This is a genomic window from Georgenia sp., assembly GCF_054605595.1.
The window spans coordinates 1-9214 of the sequence record NZ_JBTSDU010000124.1; the positions used below are offsets into that span (position 1 = coordinate 1).

General features: G+C 72.5%; 6 protein-coding genes and 1 pseudogene. 5 read left to right on the forward strand and 2 right to left on the reverse strand.

Features of this window, described 5'->3' with window-relative positions; all coding sequences use genetic code 11:
* Positions 1–209 (reverse strand): site-specific integrase (locus tag ACYC1Z_RS12495; RefSeq protein WP_461409855.1); only part of this gene is annotated, 209 nt, incomplete at its 3' end.
* Between the two features lie 13 nt (positions 210–222).
* Positions 223–1146, reverse strand: a complete 924-nt coding sequence (locus ACYC1Z_RS12500; protein WP_461409860.1) for a heme o synthase — start codon at positions 1144–1146, stop codon at positions 223–225.
* Positions 1147–1606: 460 nt separating this feature from the next.
* On the opposite strand from ACYC1Z_RS12500, the gene tkt reads away from it, so the two are divergent.
* The 5 genes and pseudogenes from tkt to ACYC1Z_RS12525 all read left to right on the forward strand — a co-directional run bounded on the left by tkt (position 1607) and on the right by ACYC1Z_RS12525 (position 9168).
* Positions 1607–3772: a transketolase gene (gene tkt / locus ACYC1Z_RS12505; protein WP_461409856.1), complete on the forward strand. Its 2166-nt coding sequence runs from the start codon at positions 1607–1609 to the stop codon at positions 3770–3772.
* Between the two features lie 85 nt (positions 3773–3857).
* Positions 3858–4994, forward strand: a complete 1137-nt coding sequence (gene tal, locus ACYC1Z_RS12510) for a transaldolase (protein ID WP_461409857.1) — start codon at positions 3858–3860, stop codon at positions 4992–4994.
* Entirely contained in the window at positions 4991–6670 is a 1680-nt protein-coding gene (locus ACYC1Z_RS12515; protein ID WP_461409858.1) for a glucose-6-phosphate isomerase, read from the forward strand. The genes tal and ACYC1Z_RS12515 overlap by 4 nt, the downstream gene beginning before the upstream one ends.
* A pseudogene (gene zwf / locus ACYC1Z_RS12520) lies at positions 6667–8189 on the forward strand (glucose-6-phosphate dehydrogenase). The gene ACYC1Z_RS12515 and the pseudogene zwf overlap by 4 nt, the downstream one beginning before the upstream one ends.
* Positions 8190–8232: 43 nt before the next feature.
* Positions 8233–9168: a glucose-6-phosphate dehydrogenase assembly protein OpcA gene (locus ACYC1Z_RS12525; RefSeq protein ID WP_461409859.1), complete on the forward strand. Its 936-nt coding sequence runs from the start codon at positions 8233–8235 to the stop codon at positions 9166–9168.
* Positions 9169–9214 lie beyond the last annotated feature (46 nt).

Here is a 9214-nt window from a genome sequence, read left to right on the forward strand (position 1 = left end):
CGCGAGTCGCGACCGCGTGCCCCCAGGTACGCGCCGTAGCGAGTGAGGTCGCGGCGGTACGCGGCGACGGTGTGCTCACTCATGCCGCGCTCGACCGACAGGTGCGCGAGGTACTCCCCCAGCGCCCGGGCGACGGGCTCGGGCACCGCCACGGACGCCCGGCCGACCGGCACCACCACGGGGCCCCGGTCACGTGCGGGTGCGGTCATCGTCCCACCGTGCTCAGAACGGCAGGAACGGGTCGACGGCGACGCCGACGAACACGATCGTCAGGTAGGTGATGGAGCCGTGGAAGACCTTCATCGCGGCGAGCTTGCCGCGCTCGGGATGCAACGCCCGCCGGTAGAGCTGGACGCACGTGTACATGAACCAGGCGCCCGATCCCACGGCGACCCCGGTGTACACCCAGCCCATCCCGGCGCTCGGGATGAGCACCAGCGAGCAGGCGATCATCGCCGCCGCATAGGCCAGGATGTTCCGGGCCACGGTGACGTCGCTCGAGACCACCGGCAGCATCGGCACGCCCGCGCGGGCATAGTCCCTCTTGAACTTCATCGACAGCGGCCAGTAGTGCGGCGGCGTCCAGAAGAAGATGATGAGGAAGAGCCACAGCGCCGGCCACTCCAGCCCGCCGGTGACGGCGGACCAGCCGATCAGCACCGGCATGCAGCCGGCGACGCCGCCCCACACGATGTTCTGCGCCGTGCGCCGCTTGAGGATCAGCGTGTAGAAGACCACGTAGAGCAGGATGGCCGCGAGGGTGAGCCAGGCCGCGACCGCGTTGACGAGCACCGCGAACCAAGCGACGGACACCACACCGAGCACGGCGGCGAACACGAACGCCTGCCGCGGCGCCAGCTCGCCGGTCACCAGCGGGCGCTGGCTGGTCCGGTTCATCACCTTGTCGATGTCCCGGTCCACGTACATGTTGAACGCGTTGGCGGAGCCGGCGGCGAACGCCCCGCCCACCAGGGTGATGAGCAGCAACCACGTCCCTGGCCAGCCGTCCGCGGCCAGGATCATGGTGGGGACGGTGGTGATGAGGAGCAGCTCGATGATGCGCGGCTTCGTCAGTGCGAGGTAGGCCCAGAACCTCGACCGCTGGTGCACAGGCCCGCCGGGGGTCGGCGCCGTCTGGGGGTGCAGCGGACCGGCGGGCCCGTCCTGGCTCGCGACGCCGCCGCGCCCGACGGGTGCGGTGGCGGCTTCGTGGCCCGCCGCTCCCTCGTGCCCGGTGCCCGCCGATGGCAGGGACCGCCCCGAGGCCCCCTCGCCGGCCGGTCGGCTGGCCGCTGGCTGGGCGCTGTGCACGAAGATCCCTGCTCCTCATCTCCCGTGACACCAATCACAGGGGTTCGGGCGGAATGTCCCACCACCCTCGGTGATTGCAGTCTACGTGGCCGGGGGACATCGGTCCGGAGGTTGACGCCCACGCCACCTGCCTGGTGGACCGGGCGCCCCGGGCCGCCCGGCATGAGAGTCGAAAGAGCCCCTGGGCCCTGACGCCGGTAGTGTCTTTCACAAGAATGTGCATGTGCGAGCGTCGTGGTCCGGCGCCGTGCGGGACGAGGTCCCGGCCGATGGTCGGGACAGAAACGAGGATCTGTTGAACACCACGCCCCTGGAATGGACCGAGCTCGACCGGCGGGCGGTCGACACCGCCCGAGTGCTCGCGGCGGACGCCGTCCAGAAGGTCGGTAACGGCCATCCGGGCACGGCGATGTCGCTCGCGCCGGCGGCCTACCTCCTCTACCAGCGGGTCATGCACCTCGACCCGGCCGACGACCAGTGGCTCGGCCGCGACCGTTTCGTGCTCTCCGCCGGTCACTCGTCGCTCACCCAGTACATCCAGCTCTACCTGGCGGGTGTCGGGCTCGACCTCGAGGACCTCCAGGCGCTGCGCACCTGGGGCTCGAAGACCCCCGGTCACCCCGAGTACCGCCACACCACCGGCATCGAGATGACCACCGGCCCCCTGGGCCAGGGACTCTCCTCCGCCGTCGGCATGGCCATGGCGGCACGCCGTGAGCGCGGGCTCCTCGACCCGGACGCCGCGGCCGGCACCAGTCCGTTCGACCATCACGTCTTCGTCATCGCCTCCGACGGCGACCTGCAGGAGGGCATCACCTCCGAGGCCTCCTCGATCGCCGGCACCCAGCAGCTCGGCAACCTCGTGGTCATCTACGACGACAACCACATCTCGATCGAGGACGACACCAACATCGCCTTCACCGAGGACGTGCTGGCCCGTTACGAGGCATACGGCTGGCACACCCAGCGCGTGGACTTCACCCGGGGTGGCGAGTACCACGAGGACGTCCAGGGTCTGCACGCCGCGATCGAGGCCGCCAAGGCCGAGACCGGCCGCCCCTCGATCATCTCCCTGCGCACCATCATCGGCTGGCCCTCTCCCGGCAAGCAGAACACCGGCGCCATCCATGGCTCCGCGCTCGGTGCCGACGAGGTCCGCGCCACCAAGGAGGTCCTCGGGTTCGACCCGGAGAAGTCCTTCGAGGTGGCCCCGGAGGTCATCGCGCACACCCGCGGCAACGTCACGGCGCGCGCCGCCACCGCCCGTGAGCGGTGGGACGCGGCCTACGCCACCTGGCGCTCCGCCCACCCCGGCGCCGCGGCGCTGCTCGACCGGCTCCGTGCCCGTGAGCTCCCCGCCGGCTGGGAGCAGGCGCTCCCCGCGTTCGAGGGCGGCAAGGCCGTCTCCACCCGCAAGGCCTCCGGTGAGGTCCTCTCGGCGCTCGCCGCCGGGCTGCCGGAGCTGTGGGGCGGCTCGGCCGACCTGGCCGGCTCCAACAACACGACGATGAAGGGCGAGCCGTCCTTCCTCCCGCAGGAACGGTCCTCGGCGATGTTCCCGGGCCACCCGTACGGCCGCACGCTGCACTTCGGCATCCGCGAGCACGCCATGGGCGCGATCGTCAACGGCATCACGCTCCATGGCCTCACCCGTCCCTATGGCGGCACGTTCCTGACGTTCTCGGACTACATGCGACCCGCCGTCCGGCTCGCCGCCCTCATGGGCATCCCGGCCACGTTCGTCTGGACGCACGACTCCATCGGCCTGGGCGAGGACGGTCCCACGCACCAGCCGGTCGAGCACCTCACCGCGCTGCGCGCGATCCCGGGCCTCGACGTCGTCCGGCCCGCTGACGCCGCGGAGACGGCGTGGGCGTGGCGCGGCATCCTCGAGCGCACCGACCGGCCCGCCGGCATCGTCCTGACCCGTCAGGACGTGCCGAACCCGGTCCGCGGCGAGGGGGCCGCCGTCGGCGATACCCTGGCATCCGCCGAGGGCACCCTGCGCGGCGCCTACGTCCTGGCGGAGGCCGCGGGCGGCACCCCGGACGTCATCCTCATGGCCACCGGCTCCGAGGTGCAGCTGGCGCTGGCCGCCCGTGAGCAGCTCGCCGCCGACGGCGTGAGCGCCCGCGTGGTGTCCGTGCCGAGCCAGGAGTGGTTCGCCGAGCAGGACGAGGCCTACCGCGAGCAGGTCCTGCCCGTGTCCGTCCGCGCCCGGGTCTCCGTCGAGGCCGGCATCGCGATGAGCTGGCAGCACCTCCTCGGCGACGCCGGCCGCGCGATCTCCCTCGAGCACTACGGTGCCTCCGCGGACTACCAGGTGATCTACGAGAAGTTCGGGATCACCGCCGAGGCCGTCGCCGCCGCCGCTCACGAGTCCATCGCAGCCGTCGGCGACGGCGCGACCCGCACCGCCGGTGTCCCCACCCAGGCGGGCACGGGCGACCTGCCCAGGTAGCCGGCACGGTGCGCCGCGGTTCCGCCCGCGGCGCACCCGCCCGGCGCACCAGACCACCGACCCACGGCACATGTTTGGAGCGGCAATGAGTGAGAACAGCACATCCGACCTGCTCGGTCGGCTCAGCGAGCACGGTGTCTCCATCTGGCTGGACGACCTCTCCCGGGGCCGCATGACCAGTGGTGGGCTCGAGGCGCTGGTGCGCGAGAAGCACGTGGTCGGGGTCACGACCAACCCGACGATCTTCGCCGGCGCCCTGTCGAAGGGCTTCGACTACGACGAGCAGATGGCCACCCTGGCCGCGGCCGGCACCGGCGTCGACGACGCCGTCACGGCCGTGACCACCGACGACGTCCGGTCCGCCGCGGACCTCTTCGCCCCCGTCTACGAGGCCACCGGCGGCCAGGACGGTCGCGTGTCCATCGAGGTCGACCCCCGCCTCGCCCGTGAGACGGACCAGACCATCGAACAGGCCCGCCTCCTGTGGTCCACGGTGGACCGTCCCAACACGATGGTCAAGATCCCCGCCACCGTCGAGGGCCTGCCCGCGATCGCGCAGTCGATCAGCGAGGGCATCAGCGTCAACGTCACGCTGATCTTCGCCCTGGACCGCTACCGGGCCGTCGCCGCCGCCTATCTCGACGGCCTCGAGCGCGCCCACCGCGCCGGCATCGACCTGAGCACCATCCGCTCGGTCGCCTCCTTCTTCGTCTCCCGCGTAGACACCGAGTTCGACAAACGGCTCGACGCGATCGGTACCCCCGAGGCGACGGCGCTGAAGGGTCGGGCCGGCATCGCCAACGCCCGCCTCGCGTTCGAGGCGTACGAGGAGATCTTCTCCAGCCCCCGCTGGGCGGAGCTCGCCGCCGCCGGCGCCCACCCGCAGCGCCCGCTGTGGGCCTCCACCGGGGTGAAGGACCCGGCCTACCCGGACACCATGTACGTGGACGAGCTCGTCGTCGACGGCGTCGTGAACACGATGCCGGAGAAGACGCTCGACGCCGCCGCTGACCACGCCGACCTGCGCGGCGACACCGTGCACGGCACCTACACCGAGGCCCGCCACCTGTTGGACGATCTCGAGCGGCTGGGCGTCTCCTACGCCGACGTCACCGACGTCCTCGAGGTCGAGGGCGTGGCGAAGTTCGAGAAGAGCTGGGCCGAGCTGCTCGAGACCGTGACCGCGGCCCTCGAGCGCGCCACGGCGGAGGTGTCCCGATGAGCGGCGCCGCGACCGTGGCCTGGGCCGGGCCCGAGGGCGGTGCCCTCATCGAGGTCAGCGCCACCGGCGATGCCGCCCGCGCCGTCGCCGCCCACGTCCCCGAGCTCGTGGCGGAGCGGGTCGCCTCCCGCCTCGTCGGACACGATGCGACGCTGTGGGGCCCGGACGCCGAGTCCGAGGCCTCGATCCGGCTCGGCTGGACGCACCTGCACGAGACCTCCCGTGGCCTGCTCGCCCCGCTGGCCGCACTGCGCGGCGAGCTCGCGGCCGAGGGTATCGACCGCGTGGTCCTGGCCGGCATGGGGGGTTCCTCGCTGGCACCCGAGGTGCTGGCGGGGTCCGCCGGCGCACAGCTCGTCGTGCTCGACTCCACCCACCCCGACCAGGTCCGCCGCGCCCTGGACGGCAACCTGCGCGCCACCGTCCTGGTCGTCTCCTCCAAGTCCGGCGGCACCGTCGAGACCGATTCCCAGCGGCGCACCTTCGAGGCCGCGTTCACGGCCGCCGGTCTCGACGCCGCCCGCCACATCGTCGTCGTCACCGACCCCGGCTCCCCGCTGGAGAAGGTCGCCGAGGACGCCGGCTACCGGGCGGTGTTCCACGCCGACCCGACCGTCGGTGGCCGCTTCTCGGCGCTGACGGCATTCGGCCTGGTACCGGCGGCGATCGCCGGGGTCGACATCGAGCAGCTCCTGGACGACGCCGCCGCGGTCGCGTCGTTCTTCGCCGAGGACTCCGAGGCGAACCCGGCCCTGGTCCTGGCTGCCGCGCTGGCCGGCACCTCCCCGCTGCGCGACAAGGTCGTCATCCGGGACGCCGGGTCCGGCCACTTCCACTTCGGCGACTGGGCCGAGCAGCTCGTGGCAGAGTCCACCGGCAAGGACGGCACCGGACTGCTGCCGGTGGTGGTCGAGGCCGGCGCGCCCGAACTGGCCGACGTGCCCGCGGATGTGCTGCCCGTGCTGCTCACCCCGCTCACCGACGAGGACGACACGGAGCCCGGCGACGACGAGGCGGACCGCACCGAGGTCACCGTCTCCGGCTCGCTCGGTGGCACCTTGCTGCTGTGGGAGTACGCCGTCGCCGTCGCGGGCCGCCTCCTGGGCATCAACCCGTTCGACCAGCCCAACGTCGAGTCCGCGAAGAGGGCCGCCCGCGGGCTGCTCGAGGCCACGCCCGCCCCCGAGGTCCCCGCCTTCGTCGACTCCGGGGTGGAGGTGCGCGGCCCCGCGGACCTGCTCGCCGGGGCCACCTCGGTCGCCGAGGCGATCGACAACCTGCTCAGGCGCCTCGGCGCGGACGGCTACGTCGCGGTCATGGCCTACCTGGACCGTGAGGGGCGCGCGGCGGACGTGCTCGGTGACACCCGGGCGGCCCTCGCCGCCCGCACCGGCCGGCCGGTCACGTTCGGCTGGGGCCCACGGTTCCTGCACTCCACCGGGCAGTACCACAAGGGTGGCCCCACCGTCGGCGTGTTCCTGCAGATCACCGGTACGGCCGCGCACCAGGTCCAGATCCCCGGGCGGGACTTCGACTTCGAGACGCTCATCTCCGCCCAGGCGGTGGGTGACGCCGACGTGCTCGCCCAGCACGACCGGCCGGTGCTGCGGCTCCACGTCACCAGCGCCGACGCCCTGTCCTGGTTGGCCGGGGTGCTGAGCGGCCCGCTCACATGAGCGCTGCCCCACCGACCAACCCCCTGCGGGACCCGGTCGACCGTCGGCTGCCGCGCATCGCCGGCCCGTCCGGCGTGGTCGTCTTCGGCATCACCGGCGACCTCGCGAAGAAGAAGCTCATGCCGGCGATCTACGACCTCGCCAACCGCGGGCTGCTGCCGCCGGCGTTCGCACTCACCGGCTTCGGCCGGCGGGAGTGGACGACGCCGTCGTCCACGACGCCGTCCGGGCCCACGCCCGCACACCGTGGAACGAGCGCACCTGGGCCCAGCTCGTGTCCGGTTTCCGCTTCGTCCAGGGCGAGTTCGACGACGACGACGCCTTCGACCGCCTGGCCGAGACGGTGCGGTCCCTGGACACGGAGCAGGGCACCGGGGGCAACCACGCGTTCTACCTCTCGGTGCCGCCGGACGCCTTCCCGGTGGTGCTGCGCCAGCTGGCCCGCTCCGGCCTGTCCGGTGATGACGGCGACCCCGGGTGGCGGCGCGTCGTCATCGAGAAGCCCTTCGGGCACGACCTGGAGTCGGCCCGCGCGCTCGACCAGGTCGTCTCCGAGGTGTTCCCGCCCGACTCGGTGTTCCGCATCGACCACTACCTCGGCAAGGAGACGGTCCAGAACATCCTGGCGCTGCGGTTCGCCAACCAGCTCTTCGAGCCGATCTGGAACGCCAACTACGTCGACCACGTCCAGATCACCATGGCGGAGGACATCGGCATCGGGACGCGCGCCGGCTACTACGACGGCATCGGCGCGGCCCGCGACGTCGTCCAGAACCACCTCCTGCAGCTCCTGGCGCTCACGGCGATGGAAGAGCCCGTCTCCTTCGAGCCGGACGCGCTGCGCACCGAGAAGGAGAAGGTGCTCTCGGCGGTCAAGCTCCCCGAGGACCTCGCCGCGCACTCCGCCCGCGGGCAGTACGCCGCCGGCTGGCAGGGCGGGGAGAAGGTGTTCGGCTACCTCGACGAGAAGGGCATCCCGGCCGACTCCGTCACGGAGACGTACGCCGCGATGCGCCTCGACGTCGACACGCGCCGCTGGGCCGGCGTGCCGTTCTACCTGCGAGCCGGCAAACGCCTGGGCCGCCGGGTCACCGAGATCGCGATCGTGTTCAAACGCGCGCCGCACCTGCCGTTCGACCAGACGGCCACGCGCGAGCTCGGGGAGAACGCCCTCGTGATCCGGGTGCAGCCTGACGAGGGCGTCACCATCCGGTTCGGCGCCAAGGTGCCCGGGACCGCCATGGAGGTCCGCGACGTCACGATGGACTTCGGGTACGGGCACGCCTTCACCGAGAACTCCCCCGAGGCGTACGAGCGGCTCATCCTGGACGTGCTGCTGGGCGACCCGCCGCTGTTCCCCCGGCAGAAGGAGGTCGAGCTCTCCTGGCAGATCCTCGACCCCGTCATCGCCGCATGGGACGAGCTGGGCCAGCCCGAGCCGTACGCGCCGGGCACCTGGGGTCCGGCCGGCGCGGATGCGATGCTCGCCCGCGACGGACGCTCCTGGCGCCGGCCGTGAGCGCCGCGCCCCGCACGGCCCCGCCTCCCCGGAAGGACGCACGATGATCATCACACTGACCGACACCACCTCCTCCGCGGTGGCCGCCCGTCTCGTCTCCCTGCGGGAGGAGGGCGGTGCCGTCGCGCTGGGCCGGGTGCTGACCCTGGTGATCTCGGCGGAGGACGAGCTCTCCGCCGAGGAGGCCATCAAGATCTCCAACGTGGCCTCGCACGAGCACCCGGCGCGGGTGATCGTGGTCCTGCCCGACAGCGCGGGCGGCAGCGGTGCGGGCGGCAGCGGCCTCGACGCAGAGATCCGGGTCGGCCGCGACGCCGGCGCTTCCGAGGTGGTCGTGCTGCGGCCCTACGGCGGCGCCGGGACCGTCGCCGACACCCTGGTGACGCCGCTCCTGCTGCCCGACGCCCCGATCGCGTCATGGTGGTTCAACACCCCACCGGACGCACCGTCGAAGCACCCCCTCGGCCTCATCTCGCAGCGTCGGATCACGAACTCGATCCACCAGCCCGACCCCGGTGCGACCCTCACGACGCTGGCGGACAACTACGCGCCCGGCGACACCGACCTCGCGTGGGCGGGGCTGACGATGTGGCGAAGCATCCTCGCCGCCACGCTGGACGAGCCGCCCTACGAGGACGTCACCGCCGCGACCGTCGCCGGCGCGGCCTCCCACCCGTCGATCGCCCTGCTCGCCGGCTGGCTCGCGCTGCGGCTCGGGGTCGAGGTCACGATGGTCGGCGACGGCCACGACGCCGTCAGCGGGGTGACGCTCGAACGGTCCTCCGGCCCGATCACGCTGGTCCGGGCGCAGGGGTCCACCGTGGCACTGCTGTCCCGGCCGGCCCGGCCGGACCAGAAGATCAACCTCCCGCAGCGGGAGATCGAGAACAGCCTCATGGAGGAGCTGCGGCGCCTCGACCCGGACACCACCTACGGCGCCGTGCTGACCCAGGGACTGCGGAGCATCGGCTTCGATTGAGCCGACGCTCGCGCCCGAGAACGGCTGCGAGGCGCCCCGGCAGTTG

What these genes read in the sequence shown, in the direction of transcription:
- tal (WP_461409857.1), top strand. Translation starts at nt 3,858, where the DNA reads ATGAGTGAGAACAGCACATCCGACCTGCTCGGTCGGCTCAGCGAGCAC.
- ACYC1Z_RS12515 (WP_461409858.1), top strand. Translation starts at nt 4,991, where the DNA reads ATGAGCGGCGCCGCGACCGTGGCCTGGGCCGGGCCCGAGGGCGGTGCC.
- ACYC1Z_RS12525 (WP_461409859.1), top strand. Translation starts at nt 8,233, where the DNA reads ATGATCATCACACTGACCGACACCACCTCCTCCGCGGTGGCCGCCCGT.